At 31.0% G+C, this 17,640-nt stretch carries 14 protein-coding genes; 8 read left to right on the plus strand and 6 right to left on the minus strand.

Going from position 1 to position 17,640, the window contains the following annotated elements:
• Position 1: 1 nt before the first annotated feature.
• Genes yihA through AC0B4K_RS04005 form a run of 4 tightly spaced genes read right to left on the minus strand, consistent with a single transcriptional unit; the run spans position 2 to position 2,468 of the window.
• Positions 2 to 580 carry a ribosome biogenesis GTP-binding protein YihA/YsxC gene (yihA, locus tag AC0B4K_RS03990; protein ID WP_465103883.1) on the minus strand — a complete coding sequence of 193 codons (579 nt, stop codon included), beginning with the start codon at positions 578 to 580 and terminating at the stop codon, positions 2 to 4.
• Positions 573 to 1,001 (minus strand): pantetheine-phosphate adenylyltransferase, encoded by a 429-nt coding sequence (gene coaD, locus AC0B4K_RS03995; protein WP_465103884.1) that lies wholly within the window; start codon positions 999 to 1,001, stop codon positions 573 to 575. The genes yihA and coaD overlap by 8 nt, the downstream gene beginning before the upstream one ends.
• A gap of 1 nt (position 1,002) precedes the next feature.
• Positions 1,003 to 2,193 carry an acetate/propionate family kinase gene (locus tag AC0B4K_RS04000; RefSeq protein WP_465103885.1) on the minus strand — a complete coding sequence of 397 codons (1,191 nt, stop codon included), beginning with the start codon at positions 2,191 to 2,193 and terminating at the stop codon, positions 1,003 to 1,005.
• 59 nt (positions 2,194 to 2,252) lie between these two features.
• Positions 2,253 to 2,468 carry an MAG6790 family protein gene (locus tag AC0B4K_RS04005; protein WP_465101906.1) on the minus strand — a complete coding sequence of 72 codons (216 nt, stop codon included), beginning with the start codon at positions 2,466 to 2,468 and terminating at the stop codon, positions 2,253 to 2,255.
• A gap of 213 nt (positions 2,469 to 2,681) precedes the next feature.
• Between AC0B4K_RS04005 and AC0B4K_RS04010 the strand changes: the two genes are divergently transcribed.
• From AC0B4K_RS04010 to AC0B4K_RS04020, 3 genes are all read left to right on the plus strand, one after another.
• Positions 2,682 to 3,866, plus strand: coding sequence for an IS30 family transposase (locus AC0B4K_RS04010; RefSeq protein WP_465103780.1), 1,185 nt, complete (start codon positions 2,682 to 2,684; stop codon positions 3,864 to 3,866).
• 246 nt (positions 3,867 to 4,112) lie between these two features.
• Positions 4,113 to 6,500 (plus strand): MYPU_1760 family metalloprotease, encoded by a 2,388-nt coding sequence (locus AC0B4K_RS04015; protein WP_465103886.1) that lies wholly within the window; start codon positions 4,113 to 4,115, stop codon positions 6,498 to 6,500.
• Positions 6,500 to 7,159 (plus strand): DUF402 domain-containing protein, encoded by a 660-nt coding sequence (locus AC0B4K_RS04020; protein WP_465101909.1) that lies wholly within the window; start codon positions 6,500 to 6,502, stop codon positions 7,157 to 7,159. The genes AC0B4K_RS04015 and AC0B4K_RS04020 overlap by 1 nt, the downstream gene beginning before the upstream one ends.
• A 27-nt stretch (positions 7,160 to 7,186) precedes the next feature.
• On the opposite strand, the gene recO is transcribed toward AC0B4K_RS04020, so the two are convergent.
• On the minus strand, positions 7,187 to 7,861 hold the full coding sequence (gene recO / locus AC0B4K_RS04025) for a DNA repair protein RecO (protein ID WP_465103887.1): 675 nt from the start codon (positions 7,859 to 7,861) through the stop codon (positions 7,187 to 7,189).
• A gap of 110 nt (positions 7,862 to 7,971) precedes the next feature.
• Here recO and AC0B4K_RS04030 point away from each other — a divergent pair, with 110 nt between their 5' ends.
• The 5 genes from AC0B4K_RS04030 to AC0B4K_RS04050 are packed head-to-tail and all read left to right on the plus strand — an operon-like array spanning position 7,972 to position 14,544.
• Positions 7,972 to 8,274, plus strand: a complete 303-nt coding sequence (locus tag AC0B4K_RS04030) for a hypothetical protein (RefSeq protein WP_465101772.1) — start codon at positions 7,972 to 7,974, stop codon at positions 8,272 to 8,274.
• Complete coding sequence (locus tag AC0B4K_RS04035) at positions 8,267 to 9,916, plus strand: DAK2 domain-containing protein (protein WP_465103888.1); 1,650 nt, start codon at positions 8,267 to 8,269, stop codon at positions 9,914 to 9,916. The genes AC0B4K_RS04030 and AC0B4K_RS04035 overlap by 8 nt, the downstream gene beginning before the upstream one ends.
• A 1-nt stretch (position 9,917) precedes the next feature.
• Complete coding sequence (gene plsX, locus AC0B4K_RS04040; RefSeq protein WP_465103889.1) at positions 9,918 to 10,898, plus strand: phosphate acyltransferase PlsX; 981 nt, start codon at positions 9,918 to 9,920, stop codon at positions 10,896 to 10,898.
• Positions 10,888 to 11,604, plus strand: coding sequence for a ribonuclease III (gene rnc, locus AC0B4K_RS04045; RefSeq protein WP_465101775.1), 717 nt, complete (start codon positions 10,888 to 10,890; stop codon positions 11,602 to 11,604). The genes plsX and rnc overlap by 11 nt, the downstream gene beginning before the upstream one ends.
• Before the next feature lie 6 nt (positions 11,605 to 11,610).
• Entirely contained in the window at positions 11,611 to 14,544 is a 2,934-nt protein-coding gene (locus AC0B4K_RS04050) for an AAA family ATPase (protein ID WP_465103890.1), read from the plus strand.
• 36 nt (positions 14,545 to 14,580) lie between these two features.
• Here AC0B4K_RS04050 and AC0B4K_RS04055 read toward each other — a convergent pair whose 3' ends face one another.
• Complete coding sequence (locus AC0B4K_RS04055) at positions 14,581 to 17,520, minus strand: variable surface lipoprotein (RefSeq protein WP_465103891.1); 2,940 nt, start codon at positions 17,518 to 17,520, stop codon at positions 14,581 to 14,583.
• Positions 17,521 to 17,640: the final 120 nt, after the last annotated feature.

The raw sequence follows: 17,640 nt of genomic DNA on the forward strand, positions 1-17,640 counted from the left end.
CTTATACTCCTAATAATGTTTGATTAATATTTTCAATTAATTCATTAATTCCTTTGTGTTTTTCAGCTGAGACAATGAAATAAGTAAAATTAGCATATTCTAAGTTAACTTGCTTAATTGATTTAAGCAAGTTTTGATAATCCTTTTGTCTTAATTTATCGCTTTTAGTATAAACAAGCACAAAAGGCATATTAATATTTAATAAATATTTAATTACTTGTGCGTCATTTTTTAAAATTCCATGGCGCGAATCAATTAATAAATAAACACATTTTAAATTTTCCCTAGTTTCTAAATAATTCTCCACCATTAGCATCATTTGTTTTGATTGCTCAATTGAAATTTTAGCATAGCCATAACCAGGTAAATCCACAAGCACAGCCCCATGATTATTTTCAAAAAAATTAATTAATTGTGTGCGACCTGGAGTTTTAGACACCCTAGCCATCTTTTTATTAAAAACAATTGCATTAATTAAACTACTTTTGCCTACATTAGAGCGGCCCCAAAAAGCTATTTCATAGTTTTGATGCTGATAATAATTACTAGGACTTGTTGCTGATTTAACAAATTTAAACATTTTGCTCCTTAATTAATTTTAGTTCACTAGATGAATATTTTATGTATTCATGATCTGGAATAATTAAAATTGTTTCTAATTCTGGGTTAATAGATTTATTTTGACTGGCTAATTCAATTTCATAATTATAGTCTAAATTTTGCCGTGCTGATCTAATTAAATATTTAATTCCCAAATCTTGGGCAAGCTGTGCGCTTAAGATTTGGGGATACGGGTTTAAAACAACTAAATTTTTAAATTCTTTAGTTTGGTATTTAATATAGTTAATATTCTTTATTATATCATTTTTCTCTTTTTTTGGATTTTGGGCAACTAAAAGAAATACTTGATCAAAAAGCTTTAAAGCTTTTTGTAGTATTTCTTTATGTCCTTGATGAAAAGGATCAAAACTGCCAGCATATAATGCTTTTTTAACTCCCATTTTATTTACTATAAATTTTTAAAGCATTTTGTGCAATAACTAATTCTTCATTAGTTCTAATTACATAAATTGGGATTTGACTAAATTGTGTTGAAATTAAGGCAAAATCTTCAATATTTCCATTATTTGCCTTGCTACATAATTCTAAGGTTTTAAAATGTAATTTATTAATAATTTTCTCACGAATCATAGCCACATTCTCACCAATTCCAGCTGTAAAAACTATGCTATCAATGCTGCCACCAAGTTTATTAAAGTAAATCGCACAATAATCCGCAATTTTTTGAGCATATAAATCAAGTGCAAAAATTGCATCTTGATTACCTTGCTCGGCAGCAGATCTAATATCGCGCATATCACTTGAAACTCCCGATACTCCTAAAAGACCTGATTCTTTATTTAAAATATTGGTAAATGTATCAATACAAATTCCTTTTGATTTCATCACATATTGGTGAATTGAAGGATCAATATCACCGCTACGAGTTCCCATCATAATACCAGCTAGCGGGGTAAGTCCCATGCTAGTATCAAAGGATTGTGAATCTTTAATTGCACATAAACTTGCACCATTACCAAGGTGTAAGTTAATAAAAGTCACCTTTGGTTTACCTAAAATATCTTGTAATTTTTGGGTAATATATTCATGGCTAATTCCATGAGCACCATATTTTTTAATATTTAATTCTTTTGCTAATTCTTTTTTAATTGGGTAAGTGTAATTCACTGGATCAATTGTGGTGTGGAAGGCGGTATCAAAATCAGCTGATAGTTTTGCTTTTGGAAAAATATCTTTAAAAGCATGAATAGCTTGCAAAGCACCAGGGTTATGTAATGGTGCATAGCTTGCATATTTATCGATAATTTTAATTAAATTTTCATCAACCTTAGCAGTTGTTTTTACTTCATCACCGCCTTGCACAATCCGAAATCCAATAAACTCAATTTCACTTTTATCTTTAATTAAATTAGCTTCTTGCATTAATTCATATAATAATTCAACAGCCTTATGGTGATTTGGCATCTGTGCTTCTTTTTCAAATTTTTGACCATTATATTTCAAACTTAAATTACCTATAGGCAATGTGATTCTTTCAACTAATCCACTTGCAATTAAATCAAGTGAATCTTTATTAAATAAACTCATTTTAATTGAGCTACTTCCTGCATTAATAACTAAAACTTTTTGCATAATAATCTCCTTAAATGTAAAAAACCAAGATTTTTGCAAAATCTTGGTAAGAAAAATTTTTAAACTACTTTAATAAGTACTTCCTTAGAGTAATTTTCACCTCTAAGGTGGTCACGCTCAATATGAATAATTTCAATTTTTACGTTACCTTGGGTATGTTCACCATGTTTTTGACCACGGCGAAAGCCTTTGATTAATCCTTCTAATTCTTCTAATGTATTTGATTTGGCAACAATTTCACCATTTGATAATAGTCTAGCCTTATATTTATACATAATTAACCTCCATATATCTATTAATATTATAGCATTTTTATGCTAAGTTAGGTAAAAAATCTTATAAGATCTAATTTTTGGTTTGAATAATAATTTATTAATTGGAAATGTCACATGCAAGATTTTTGCATGTGACATTGTTTTTTGTCTGCCTTGTAATAAAATAGTTGTATTAATAAAATTTTAAAAATTATAAGGAGACCTTAAAATTATATGAAAAATTTAGAAAAATATATTTGTGTTTTTGATAAATATCGCAAAGAGAATAAATATCAACATTTTAAAATTGAAGAGAATTACAATACTATCTTGAAAATGCAAGGAGCTCTTGAGTCGCATCGAAAATTACGATCAGATCAAATCGATCTAGAGGAACTTTATAATATTTTACAAGAACTTTCTGAAGGCTTCTCAATCCAAGAAGTAGCCAAGATTTTTGATAGAGACATTCGAAGTATAAAAAGCAAAATTAAAATTATTACAAATCGCAGACCACTTAGTTTAGATAAACAAAATCGCTATGTTTGTCCTAAGTGTTCAAAAAGAGTAATGCGTGTTAAAACCCTTAATTTTAGCAAACTATATGAACATTTATTAGGCTATTCGTTTTCGAGACTCTTTTTTGTAAGTGATACAATTAAAGAGAAATGAAAGGCCTACAGAAAATATTGGTATAGTGAGCTTAATACATACAATAAAAATAGAAATAAAAAGAATTTGCAGCAAAAAGAAGTTAAGAAATCAGTTACCTATCTTGTGAATTCTTTTAAAAAATTATCCCCTGATGAATTTGCTCCTTCACCTAGTTCAATTTATAAAATAATCAAAAAATACCCTTATTTCCTTGAATTTGACCACATTGTTAAAAAATCTGAAGGAAAATATGGCATAAGGAAGAAGAAGCAAACCAAACCTAAAACATTAAAATATGCTACAGAAATTTCAAAACGTCCAGCTTATATTAATGATCGCTTGGAACATGGTCATTTTGAATTAGACACCGTTATTGGCAAAATCAATGATACATATTGTATTGTGACCATAATTGAACGGCAAACCAGAATGTCTTATGCTATGCTCTCAAAACGCAACTCCAAAGCTATCAAACAAACTCTTGTCAAACTAATCAAGAAACATAACTTAGACATTAAAACTTTAACAGTTGATAATGGTAGTGAAAATGTCTTATTGCACCAGGTAATTCCAACTGAAAGACTATTTAAATGCCAACCATATAGTTCATGACAAAAAGGTTCAATAGAAAATATGCACCGCTTAATTAGGTATTACATTCCCAAAGGAAAAAGTCTAGATAAATATTCTCAGCAAGAAATTGATTATATGATGGATAAAATAAATAACTATCGGCAAGTTGTAAGGCAATATAAGATAACCTAAAAACTTTTTTAATCCCCCGCCTTTGATTGCAATCAAAGGGGCCTTACTTTTGGCAAAAGTAAGCAAAACCGACGAGAAAACACTGCCGTGTTTTCTGTTTTCTCATACATTTTTTATGTACAATTTATGTTAAAATTAAAAGACAATTATTTTGTTAATACCTCGCATGTGACTTTTCCAAAAAACAGATTTTGTTATAATATTATACAATAATAAATATTGAATATAAAGGAGTATAATTTAACTATGAAATTTAAGAAATTAATTAAAAAAATCTCTGTTTTTTCACTCTTATCAATTACTACAGTTACAGCATCATGTAGTTTTACTGAAAATCTTTTAACTGGAATTGGTTCAATTGCAGGTATTTTTAGAGACAAAAAAGATGATAAAGAACCAGCAGATCCCGGCACTGGTAACCAAAGAGAAATTACAGGGCCTCAAGAACCAAAACAAAGTGACCCAATTGAAATAAGCATCATTGGAACGCCACCTAAAAAAGATGAGGAACAAGAGCCAAACCAAGGCAATGAACAAAATCCACCGCAAGATATAAATCCAGATAATGGTCAAACACAAAAAGAAATACCAAATCAACAACCAAAAAAAGAAATTTACACAAATAAAGTACAAAACTTTTTACCAATTTCAGAGCAAGAAGTCGGCTTTATTGGTGCTTTAACTCCTCAAGAAAAAGAACAAGAAATCAAAAGACTTAATTCTACTTTATATACTTCACTTGATCAAGTACAAGTTAAAATGCGCAATAATGAACCATATTTAGAATATGTAGATCCTGAAATTGGTTTAATTTTCAGAGATTTTAGTTACCAAGCAAATGGAGAAACTAAATATTTACTTGGTAAAGAAGGATTATTGCAATTAGTCCATGAATTTAAACGTAAAATTCCTTATGGGGCAGAAATTCATGATCTGAAATCTATTTCAATTAATGATTTAGCAATCATTAATGAAAAAGTAAATGGACTTTATATGCCTGATTCACGGAGAATGTTTGTTAATGGTCTAAATGCTCAAGAAAAAGGCTTTGATACTTACCAAATTATTGGTAATTTAATGCCAACAATTTTCCATGAATATATGCACCACTGAGTTACAGTGTATGCTGAGACAGGATTAATTGAAGATCCTAAAGCACAAGTGACTGAAGCTAAATCTAAAGATATTAATAAACGTCAGTTAACTGAAGTTTATTATAACCCAGGAACTACCCAAGAAAATGTTGATCATTCACATGGAGCAAGACAATTTTGAAACTCATATTTTACCGCTAATTTTTATAGTTTATTAAATTATGATGTTACGAAAAAAACCTATATTGAAGACGAAGTCTTAGAAAAACTAGGCGTTAATTCTCGTGTTAAAGAAACTTTAATCTACCGTAATTTATCATTGAATGATATCTGACGCTTAGCTAATGAACTAACTACTCCTGCACATTTAGTTGGTAATGACAATATTAGCCAGGTAATGAGTGTTAGCCCAAGTGGTTCATTCCAAACAACTAAATCAAGAATTAAATACAACTTTTCTTTAACTGAATTAGTGCCACGTGAATATACTAAATATGCCTATGAATCATATTTTTCAATTGATGAAGAAAATGAAAGTTATGATAATGAGGCTGCAAGAAAAAGCACCATTAACTGATTTGGATCAAGATACTTTACTAATTCAGAAGGAGAATATCAAGGGATTAGAATCTTTTCACCTTCTGGTAATGCTGAGGATTGATCATATACATATTTAAATAACTTTGATTCATTACGTCGCCAAGGTTGATTCCAAAATGGTGAAGGTAATAATAAATATGATAATAGTCCTAAGTTTAATGCCACTGTTTTACCAAACTCAGTCTTTGATATCAATAAATATCGTATCGTTGAGAAAACAGAACAAAAACAAGAAAGAGTTCAAACAATCTTTGGACGCCCTCAAACAGTTACTCGAACCATTGAAGTACCTGGCGAATTACCCGAAACTAAAACTAAAAACCGGTCAGTTGATTTTTACAAAGTATTTTTAGAAACTATGGGATATGGCAAAACAATTAGTCAAATCTTTACCAAAAATGAATTAAGAAATAATGATAGAGGTATTGAAAATACTAACACTAGTTATCCAACCTTAATAAAATTCTCTGGTTATTTAGCAGAAAATACTAAAGCAACAGGTTTAGTCTTAAAAGATCAAACTGGCAAAATTTATGAACAAAGCCTATTTGAGACTACTAAAACATTCAATTTCTTTGGTCATAAAGATATTGACGAAGGTGCAAAAATGTCCGAAGATGGTCAAAATCCTTCAACAAATCGTAAAAAACAAATTCAAAATCGTTTATATCCTGCTGATGCAGGATATAGCCAAAACTTTGTGAGTTATATCACCAAAAACTTCATGGATGTTAAAGATAATTCAACAATTCATTTATGGTATGATACCAATCAAGATGGCAAAGCAACTGATGATGAATTACTAACATATAATATTACCTTACCAACTCAAAGAGCTGTTTCAACCCAAAGATCAACTAATGTAACAACCAGCAACTTTGAAAAATTTATCGTTGACAGTATCAATAACCAAGCAACGATAAGAAAGCTTAAGCCATAATGTCATGAGATTTTAATGATATTAAAGTGGGCTCAATTGTAAATGTGCAAGCTTACAAACATAATGGATTTTTATACCGCCAGTGAACTAATGCTAAAATCTTATTTCATAACCCCCGTCATATTGTTTTATCTTTAAAAGGCGCAAGGGTTATTGAAAATATTAAAGGTCGCAAGGGATGATCATATAAAGATGATGCTTTATGATTTATTCCAAAAGCAAGTTTTTATAATTCAATTATGATGTTTCGTGATGGAGCAAAATGTTATTATATTAATTTAGCCTCGTACCCAATTTATGAAGATAATACCATTAAATTTATTGATTATGATTTGGATATCAAGCATTATCCAAATAAAGAATTGCAAATTGTAGATAAAGAAGAATTTGAAGAAAATGCCCGTAAGTTCAATTATGGTCCATTAATCAAAGAAGCAATTTTAAACGAAATTCAAAACATCATTTGAATGTATAATAACGATTCATATTTCTTTAGTAGCAATATCATTGATTATTATCTAGATATCATGTTTAAAGATAAATTATTAACCCAAAAGCAATATAATGAATATAAGCATAATAAAGAGCACAGTTATTTTGAAGAGTCACAAATGTTGCAAGTCTTGCGAAATTATAAGAAAAAAACTTTTCCAAAATAAAACAGATCAAATTACTTTGATCTGTTTTTAAATATAATAACCAGCTTCTACTAATAGATTTTTATATAATGCCCTTAAGTTCATATCTAAATTATAATCAACTAATAATAAATATTTTTTTAAATTATGATATGAAGCCCAAATTGCATTCAAATATTCCACGCTCATTAGTTTTCGAGGATTACAATGCTCTTTGCACACAAAACCAGCTTCATAAAAGTCAAATGAAACTAAATTGCGGTTTTCTCCACATTCTCAACATGATTCAAAACTGGGATTTATTCCAAAATAATATAAACTTTGAGCATAAAAAAACGTCAAAATCTTGAGAGTATATGCTTTAGTTAAATAATCAAATACTTTTAAATATAAATCATATAAATGGTTAACTTCTCTAATATACATTAAAACTTTTTTGATTTTTTTAAAAAAATACACTCTTTGCACCTGAGTAAGATCATACATTTTTAATAAATATGCTTTTTTTAACCGCCCAGTTTTTCCTTTTAATCTTGCCGAAAAATATTCAATTTCTACAAGGCTACCAAGTTGTAAATTAGCTCGATTTTTCGATAAAGGCTTATCAATACCGCTAGCTACTAGCCTTAAAACCCCGTAGTTAGTAAAAAAACTAACTACGTGGTTATTATCATTACGTAATTCAATTTCTAATACAATTGCTTTGGCCACAATATTTGCCATAAAAAGTCTCCTAATAATCAACAATATTATTTGTTAAATTATAATTATAATTTATAATATAAAAATATAAATAATAAGTTTTTATTTTATAAATTATACAAAGGGGATTTATGAACATAAATCAAGTCAAAGAACTATTTATTAACATCTTAACCTCCACACCAGGAATTAAGGAAATTCATCCAGTTTCCCAAACCATGAATGTGGTGGCACAAGTTAATTACGAAGATTTAATTGAAGTTTTTCAATTAGATAATATTTGAAGTTTCAAAGCTTCAATCTCAATTTTAGCAGGTGTGCAAGCCAATGAATTAATTATGGAGATAAACCAAAAACTTAGTTATGAATTTAAATTAACAAAACAAAAACTGAAAAACTTAACAATTACTATTAAAGGAGTAATTTATGAATAAACCAATTTTTCTTGATTCACTAACTTTTGCCAATATGATGATTTCAGGAGCCTATTCATTACAAAATGCAAAAAATAAAATTGATGCTTTAAATGTCTTTCCAGTACCTGATGGTGATACTGGAACCAACATGTCTTCAACTTTTAGTTCAATTGTTTCAAAACTTAAAACAGTTGATGCAACTACACCTATTTCAGAAGCAACAAAATTAGTCTCAACAGCCATGATTTATGAAGCTCGTGGTAATTCGGGAGTTATTTTAAGCCAAATCTTTAAGGGTTTTGCATTAGGCTCTGAAGGCAAAGATTCTTTAAGTTTACCTGAATTTTTAAAGGCCCTGCAAGCGGCAGTTGAAAGAGCTTATAAATCAGTTTTTAAACCAGTTGAAGGAACTATCTTAACTGTGATTAGAGAAACAGTTGAAGCAATTGTTAAAGAATATCAAGATACTAATGATCCAAATATTACCTTACAAGAAGTTTTTGGTAAATTATTAAAGTATTGCCGCCAAAGCTGCGATGAAACACCAAATAAGCTTAAGATCTTGCGTGAAGTTGGAGTAACAGATTCAGGGGGCGAAGGATTATACAAAATCTTTTGAGGCATTAATGAATATTTAAATAATCGTCCAGTTGAAATATCTTCACAAAATGAAGATATTTCAACCTTTGTTAGCGATAGTGAAGTTTATGAAGGTGAATTTGGATATTGTACTGAAGTTTTAATCCAATTAAATGATTGGCAAAACTTTGATAAAGATCCTTTAACTAAAGAAATAGAAAAATTAGCTAATTCTTTAGTAATTGTGAGCGATGATGAAATTCTCAAAGTCCATGGTCATACGAAAATACCTGGTGAATTTCTAACACTTTTACAAAAGTATGGCGAATTTATTAAAATTAAATCTGAAAACATGACCTTGCAAGCTAATAATTCAAAAGCAAATAGTGAAAAACTTCAAAATGCAAAAGAATCAGAAGATCGCCAAAAATGTGGGGTAGTATCATGTAATATTGGTCAAGGAATTATTGACAAAATGTATGAACTAGGAGCTAATTTTGTCGTGGAAGCTGGCGAAACCAAAAATCCATCAGCACAAGAAATTATTAATGCAATTGACAATGTTAATGCTGAAACGGTATTTGTTTTCCCAAATTCTTCAAATGCTATTTTAGTAGCCCAGCAAGCTGCCCAAGTTGTGGATGATAAAAATGTCATTGTGATTCCTACTAAAAGCCAAATTCAAGGTTTAAGTGCAATTATCAATTTTAGCCCTGAACTTGATTTTGAGGATAATAATGAATTAATTAGTGATGCAATTAACGATGTGGCCTGGGGAGAAATTACAGTTGCAGTTCGTAATACAACTATTAATGGTATTAATATTAAAAGTGGTAATTATTTATCAATTTTAAATGGTAAGATAATTGCATCTAGCAAAACGGAAAAAGAAGCCTTAAGGATTTTAAGCACTAAAATGATTAAAGGATCAAGTGAAATAATCAGTATTTATTATGGCGAAGATGGCTCAGCCACTAGTACTCAAGATTTAGCTAATTATTTAGAAACACGCTATGAAATTGACGTGCAAATTACCGAAGGAAATCAACCTAATTATCACTATTTAATAGGAGTTGAATAAGATGAAACATATTGTAATTGATATTAATGGCTTAGATCAAGGGCCACAAGCCTATTTAGAAGCTTGCCAAGAATTTTTGATAAATCACCAAGATTTAAAACTCACTTTAATTGGTGATTTATCTAAGTTATCAATTAAAGAAATTAATCCACAAATATCTTTAATTGATAATAACCATAAAAATAGTGATCCAAAAAACCTGAGGCAAAATTTAAAAGAACCAACATCCATGAACCAGGCTATTACAATGCTGCAAGAAAACCAGGCTCAAGGCATTATCTCAGGTGGTGAAAGTGGCAATTATATTACGGCATTAACCTTTAAAGTTGGTCGCTTACCTGAAATTGATCGCCCCGCCTTTATGCCAATACTTAGCGCTTTAAATCAGCGTAAAATCTTATTTTTAGATGTTGGTGCTAATTTACAAGTTAAGCCTGAATACTTACACCAATGAGCTAAATTAGCACAAATTTTTAGCCAAAAAATGTTTCAGGTTAAAAATCCTCAAATTACCTTATTAAATATCGGCACTGAGGATTATAAAGGATTTGAAACAACGATCCAAGCAGCAAAATTGCTGCAAGAGGATCATGAGCTAAATTACATTGGTTTTAGCGAACCAAGAGATTTATTAAAAGGTAATTACGACATAGCCATCATTGATGGCTATGGTGGGAATTTAATCCTAAAAAGCTTTGAAGGAGCGATTTTATCCTTCAAAGATGCAATTAAAGAAGGAGCTTTAAAAAGGCTCAGAACTAAACTTGGTGCATTATTATTAAAACCAGTTTTTAAAGATATTATGAAAAAATTAGATTATCGTAATTCTGGAGCAGCTTGAATCATAGGCTTACAAAAACCAGCTTTAAAAATCCATGGTTCAAGTGATAAAATTGCCATTTTATATGCACTAGACCAAATGTACCAAGCAATTGATAATAATTTAATCAACGAATTCAAAGGAGAAACTAATGCAAACTAACAATCAAGAATACCAAATTAAACTAGAAAAGTTTTTAGAAACAATCAATATTAAACCAGCTGATATAACTTTATATATCAAAGCAACAACCCATAAATCATTTAGCAACCAAGATGATCAACCTAGTGATGTTAACTATGAAAACTTAGAATTCTTAGGAGATTCAACTTTAGGTTTTGTAGTCTCATCATACATTTTAAAAACTAATCCAAAAATTAGCCAAGGATTATTAACTCGTTACCGTGCTGTAATTGTTGAAACTAAGATGTTATCAATGATTAGCCAAAAACTAGGTTTACCAGAATTATTACGTACAGGTCCTGGTAAAATGCACCAAGATGTAATTAATTCACCAAAGGTTCAAGCCGATGTGCTTGAAGCTTTAATTGGTGCAATTTACCTAGACCATGGTCTTAGCGATGCTATCATGTTTATTAAAAAATTCATTTTAGTTGAAGTAAAGGATAAAAACCTAATTAATTTAACTGATTTAAAAGATCCAAAAACTAAATTACAAGAATTATTCCAAAGTATGAGTAAAGAAAATGTGACTTACCAAACTCAAGAATTAGGACATCAAGAATTTGAAGCTAAAGCAATTCATGAAAAAAATGTTTATGGATCAGGAAAAGGAAGATCAAAAAAAGAAGCAGAAAGCCAAGCAGCCCAAGCTGCTTTAGAAAAATTGCAAAAATTAAAAGGTTAATTACAAATGAAATTAATTAAATTAGAAGCCCATGGCTTTAAATCATTTGCGGACCCAGTAGTACTCCGTTTTGACGGAGGAATTGTTGGCATTGTTGGACCTAATGGTTCAGGAAAAAGCAATATCAATGATGCTATTAGGTGAGTTTTAGGAGAACAAAGTTCCAAAGAACTTCGTGGCGATTCCATGGCTGATGTTATTTTCGCTGGCTCTAAAACAGTCCAGCCCATGAACAAAGCCCAAGTAACCTTAACTTTTGATAATAAAGAAAGATTAAGTTCTATTGATGCTGATACTATCAGCATCTCTCGGGTAATTGAAAGGGATAAAGGCATTAATGAATATTACATCAATGGCGAAAAAGCAAGGTTAAAAGAAATTAAGATGCTAGCCATGGAAACTGGAATTGGGAAAAGCTCGTTAGCAATTATTTCCCAAGGAACAGTTTCAGATATTGCCCAATCTTCAGACGAGCAACGCCGTAAAATATTTGAAGAAGCTGCTGGAGTTTCAAAATACAAATTCCGTAAAGAAGAATCATTAAAAAAATTAGATCAAGCTCAGCAATCTTTAAAAATTATCCAAGCAAAATTATCTGAAATGCAAAAACGTCTTGAAGTTTTAAAAATACAAGCTGAAAAAGCTTATAAATATAAAGAATTAAGTAAAGTACTCCAAGAAATTGAAGTACCATATTTAGCTTTTAATATTGATAAAAACCAAAATCTTGTTGATACTCTCTCGCAAGAACTTGAAGGTTTTGAAGAAACCGAAAGTTCTTATAAACTAGATATCAAAGATCTTGAAACACAAAATACTAGCAAATTAGAACTTTTAAAAGATTTAAAAACTAAAATTGCTCAATATTCTAATATTAAAGAAACCTTAAAAGTTCGTATTGATGGGTTAGAATCTAGTATTCAAGAAGCAAAAACTAAACGTAAATTATTGGCTCAGGGAACTTTAGCTACAGACGCCAAAGAACAAAAAGCAGCTATTATATCTGAAGTTCAAGACTTAGAAAATAATCTTAATGCTTTTAAACAAACATATGATGAAATTTTTAAGACAAAATTAGACTTAGATACAAAGATATCAAAGTTAACTCAAGAGATTAATGAGTTAACTTTGAAATACAAAGCTAAAGAATCACGTAATGCAGAATTGAAGGCCCAATTAAACCACCTTAAAACCATCTTAAAATCACGCAATAACCTCTTCCAAGGTACCAAGACCATTTTAGAAAATAAATCGTTTTTTAAAGGTTTAAAAGGCATTGTCGGCGATTTAATTAAAGCCCCTAGTGAATACACAGTTGCTTTAGAAACAATTTTAAAACCTTCCTTACAACATTTAGTTGTAGATCAAAATGATACAGCGATAAAAGCCATTGATTTTTTGAAAAAAAACAATGGCGGTAGAGCTACTTTTATCCCCCTTGCTACAATTGATGCAAAACATGTCCGAGACGATTATTTATTTGCTTTAAAAAACCAAAAAGGTTATATTGATTTAGCAAGCAATTTAACTATTGTGGATCAGCAATACCAAAAACTTAATAATTTTTTATTAGGTAATGTAATTGTCGCTAAGGATATTGAATCAGCTACATTTATCTCAAAAATAACTGAAAAAAAATATCCAGTAGTTTCATTACAAGGAGATTTAGTTAGAGTTGGCGGAATCTTAGTGGGAGGAAGCAAGGAGCAAAGTGATCATAGCTTTGGTTTAGAAGATAAAATTAAAACTTTGCAAGATGAACATGATGGTAACCAACTTATTAATCAAAAGCTTGCTTTTGATTTACAAAACTTAAATGATAATTTAAGGTCAATGCAAAATAACATGCAGTTTAATATAACTCAGCTTACTTCCTTGCAATACCAAATTAAAGAAAAACAAAACCAAATTGATAAACTAAAAAGTAAACTATCAATCACTGATTTAGAACTTAAGGATAATAGTTTTGAAGCTTTAAATCAAGCTCAAACTAATATTCTTAAGTTACAACAAGAAATCAGCCAAAATGAATATAACTTACAAATTGCGCTGCAAGAAAAAGATTCAATATCAACAGATATTGAATCTAATAACCAAAAAACAAAAGAATTACATAGTTTGTTAGAAAAATTATGAGATTCTTTTAAGAAAAAAAATAGTAATTTAACAAATGCAAAAAACCAATTAGATATTGATTTGCAAAGACTTAATGAACATTATAATATGACCTTAGACTATGCTAAAAACAATTTTGACCTCTCTTTAGCTGCTAATGCAGCTAAAGAGAGTATCGATAGTTTAAGGAGCGATATAAAAGCTTTAGGTAATGTTAATTTAGATTCAATTGCCGAATATGAAGCATTAAATGAACGTTTTACAAAAGATTCAGCTACTGAACAAGAAATAATTGAGGCAAGAAATCTATGTTTAGCTGCAATAACAGAATTAGATAAAAAAATAATTTTAAGACTTTCAAGCATCGTTAACGATGTTAACGATGAAATGCATAAAGTGTTTTCTTCGTTATTTGGTGGAGGAACCGCAAAAGTACAGTTCTTAGACCCAAATAACGTGCTTGAAAGTGGAATAAGTATTTATGCACAGCCTCCTGGTAAAAAAGTTAAAAATCTTAAACTTTTCTCAGGTGGCGAAAAAGCATTAATTGCTATTTCCTTGCTCTTTGCCATTCTAAGAGCAAGGCCCTTGCCCTTATGTATCTTAGATGAAGTTGAAGCTGCTTTAGATGAATCTAACGTTGTACGCTACGCTCAATATTTACAAGAATTAAAGCATAAAACACAGTTTTTAGTTATCACTCATAGAACTGGCACTATGACCCGTGTTGATGCATTATTTGGAGCAACGATGCAACGCCGCGGTGTAACAAACTTCTTTAGTGTTGAGCTTGCGCAAGCTAAGAAATTAATTGACCAAGAATAAAGAAAAAATCAAAGCAATTAAGCTTTGATTTTTTTATTAAGAACTTGTTGTTGTAGATGTTCCAGCACTACTTGCTTCAGTAGATGATGAGCTAGACCCCCCCGCACTTGTAGTTTGGGTTTGGGTAGAAGATGTTTCACCATTTGAACTAGTACTACTGTCCCCCCCAGTTGTTGTTTCTGTATTTTCAGCTTGAGGTTCTGGTTTAGGATATACTTTGTAATCTAAGATCTTATTCTTAAGATCTGCTCAATCTTTAAGATGTTCAGTATTTACAACAGAATCTTTACCTTCTAATTTAGTTTTAAGTACTTTAAATAAGTTAGTAATTTCTGTTTTATAATGAGATTCTACTTCTACTTTTTCTCATCTATCAATATCTATTTTCAATAGATATTTAAGTAGTTTGTTATCTTTGTTTAAACTATCAACTTGTTTTTGTTCCGTACCTTTAAAAGTGTCATGTTTAGGAACTTTACCTAAGATAACTCTAAAGACATTATTAGGTTGATCTTCGGGTCTAATTTCTAATTCAACAGCTACTGGGTCATTATTGGTTGATTGCGTTTCAGTATCACTACTTGTAGTTAACACACTAGAAGTTTGTGTGGTTTCTTGCTTTTTATAATATTTTTTAACTTCTTTAATATTAAATGCCATTTTAGGTGAGATAATAGTTAATTTATCTTCATCTCTAAATTTAATTCAAAAGTCACTAACTTTTCAAGAAGTTAAATCATAATCTTCAATAGTTACAGTTGCACCGTTATTAACTTCAACAGTTTGTGGATTTGTTGTGGTGGTGCCTGTATTAGAAGCACCACTGGTTGATTCTGTTTTTACTTTCTTTTCAACAAAGATGGTACCAGGAGTTTTGGTTAGGCCTCCGGCGGTTTTGTTTTTTTGGGCTATTTTGTATGGGTTATTTTCACTTGGCCCCCAAACTCCAACTCGGTATATTGGGGTGTCAAGCAATCCTGTGGTTTTGTCCATATTTTTCCATTCATCTGACCCGGGTGCGTTTTGGTTAGTGTGTATACCGTTTACAAATCAGTTTTCTTTTGTGATGGTTTTATTGTGATCTTTTTTTGTATTTTTTTTGGGTTTAAGTTCGACCTGCAGGTATTTTGCTTTTACGGGTTCGAATTCTATTACTATTTTGCCGGTGTCTTTTGTTAACTTCTTATGGTACTCTGCCCCTGTGTCTCATGTTCCACTGTTACTTCAGTCGGGAATATTTACTTCTCCTTGTTGTTTTTCGGCGTGTTTGTTTCCATTGTTTGCTCCTAACCAGTCGTTTGCGTACCTGTGGGTTTGATTTTTAACTTCTTCCCACGTGGTCCCGTTGGTGCTTACTCTGATTATTACTTCTTCGGGTCACGTTCACCACCCGTTTCCTCCCACTTGTGTTGGCATATTTAGGTTATTATTCGTGAGTTGCAATTCTAATTGCACTTTTGATACTTCAAGGGTACCCTCTGTTGTCGCGTTTTCTTCGCTTGGCTTCAAGGTCCAAGCTCATTGGTGTGTGAATTTTGTTCCCACTTTTTCGTACATAGATCCAGGTTTTTGCTTTGTGCCGTCTTTTTGGTGTCCCCCCTTTTCCAGGAATCTTTTTTGCTGGTCATATTCTCGCAACGCTCGTATGTCTGGGTGTACCCCTCCTTCGTAGACACTTTCTATTTCTATTTTTTTACTGTTCCGGACGTTATGGTTTGACTTTCCGTCTGCGGCACTATCCCCTTCTACTGCATACAGGGTTACATTTGCATTGGTAGTCCCTTTCTTTGTGGTTGTACCTCTTTGTCTCCCTCTATCGTCCCATTTGCTGTTCACTTTTCAGGTGTCTTTAGTTTCCCGGGGTTCTTTCAGCAGGTTATTTTCATCGTCAGTTAGTCACATTGTGATGTTGGGCGGGAAATCCCCGGGGAGGTATCTGAACAAATTGCCGCCTTTTTGGCCCATCACAAATCATTGTTTAACAGCCGACATTTGGTCATTTTCTTTGACCAAATTATTTTTTTGGTATTTTTCATCTTCTGGAGCTTCCCCAAAGTACTCTTGAACTTTGCTCTTATTTTCCTCGACATATTTTGCACGTATTTCAGTTTCTTTTTCTGAATACTGGCTAATATCTGTGAAGTAAGTTTGCTCATTTAATGCTTTGGCAAATTCAGCTTCTTTTTCTTTTCTGAATTGACTTTCAGAACTAAAGTAACCTAGTTCTGATTTTAAAGTTTCAATCCCTTCTTTTAATTTAGTTTCTTCTTGAGTTAATTGAGTTTCAAAGTTAGTTAACTCAGTAATTTCATCAGCATCAGAACTACGGGTAGTAACATAATTTAAAACTCTTGTTTTAAATTTATTCCCAGTAGGTAGTTTAGTTTCTAACGCTGTTTTTAATTTTGCATAAGCAGTATTTAAAGCATTTTTAAGAGTTTCTAACTCGCTTTTAATACTTGCCAAGTTGGTTTGATCATTATTAGAATTTAAAGCTAATTCAACTTCTAACTTACGTGGGTTACGTGAAGGAAGTTCACTAAGCAGAGTTCTTATTTCAGTTTTTAAAGCAGCAACTGCTTGATTACCAGTAGTTTCACCAGGTCTCTCAGGTTTAGGTGCTGGGCCAGGAGCAGGGTCACCTGTTCCAACTTTATCTTTAGTTTGTCCTGCTTTTAATTGAGTAATTTTAGCACTTAATTTATCTAAATTACTTTTTTGGGTTGTTAATTGCCCTTTAGCTCCAGCACTAAGGTTATTATAGTCTCCTAGAGCTCTATTGACGCTAGCTTCATCACCAGCGGTCACATTACTTTCAGTCTTAGCTAAAACTGTAGCATGTGTTTGTTTAAAAACATTAACTTCAGTAGCGGTTGGGTCAACTGGTTTAGGTTCTTGAGTTGTACCACATGAAACGGCTACAAAAGGAACTAACACAGTACTTACGCTAAGTAAAGATAATAATTTCTTTTTCATAAGTTTCTCCTATAAAAATGTAATAATATTTTATTTGTATGTTGATTTAACTAGATAGTTAAAAACATACATTAATATTATAATACATATTTTAAAACTTAATATGGTTTTTATACTTGT

This window comes from Mycoplasma sp. 11548, from assembly GCF_055523555.1.